This is a genomic window from Allobosea massiliensis, assembly GCF_042655245.1.
Lineage (GTDB): Bacteria > Pseudomonadota > Alphaproteobacteria > Rhizobiales > Beijerinckiaceae > Allobosea > Allobosea massiliensis.
This window is the reverse complement of record NZ_JBHSLU010000139.1, coordinates 1-595: the sequence shown is the minus strand read 5'-3', so window position 1 is coordinate 595 and position 595 is coordinate 1. Positions and strand designations below refer to the sequence as shown.

The 595-nt window shown below is 64.5% G+C and carries 1 protein-coding gene; it reads left to right on the top strand.

All coding sequences use genetic code 11. From position 1 onward, the window contains the following. Positions 1–561, top strand: a 561-nt coding sequence (locus ACFPN9_RS27835; RefSeq protein ID WP_377817949.1) for an IS110 family RNA-guided transposase, incomplete at its 5' end; no start/stop codon positions are given. Positions 562–595: the final 34 nt, after the last annotated feature.

Sequence of the window (595 nt, the reverse complement as noted above, 5' to 3'; positions counted from 1 at the left end):
CTCGACGACCTTAGGCGCCGAGTAGAAAACTGTGCAGACGAGGAGCTACCGGCCGTCGCGCGCACAGCGATCGATGAGCTGTTTGGACGCCTTGATGATCTGGCAACGCGTGTCAGGGCCGTCGAAGCCGAAATCATCGCTTGGCACAAGGGCAACGAGGCCAGCCAGCGTCTGGCGACGGCGCCGGGGATTGGGCCGATCACCGCCTCCGCGCTTGTCGCCTCCGTTGGCGACGCACGGCAGTTCAGATCCTCGCGCCACTTCGCGGCCTGGCTCGGCCTGACGCCAAGGATGGCGTCGAGCGGCGAAAAGCCACGAATTGGCCGGATCAGTAAAGGCGGGGACCGCTATCTACGCACATTGCTGATCCATGGCGCACGGGCGGTCATCGGTGCATTCATGCGACCCAACCTCAAGCCGCGGCCTTGGCTGTCGCCGCTTTTGGCGCGACGTCCCGTCCCGGTCGCGGCAACGGCACTGGCACATAAAACGGCTCGGGCCGTTTGGGCTATGCTAACACGTGGAGAAAACTATTGGAGACAGGAGGCGCATGCCGCCTGACGAACCCGGACGCCCATAACCGCCGGGCGTCTGG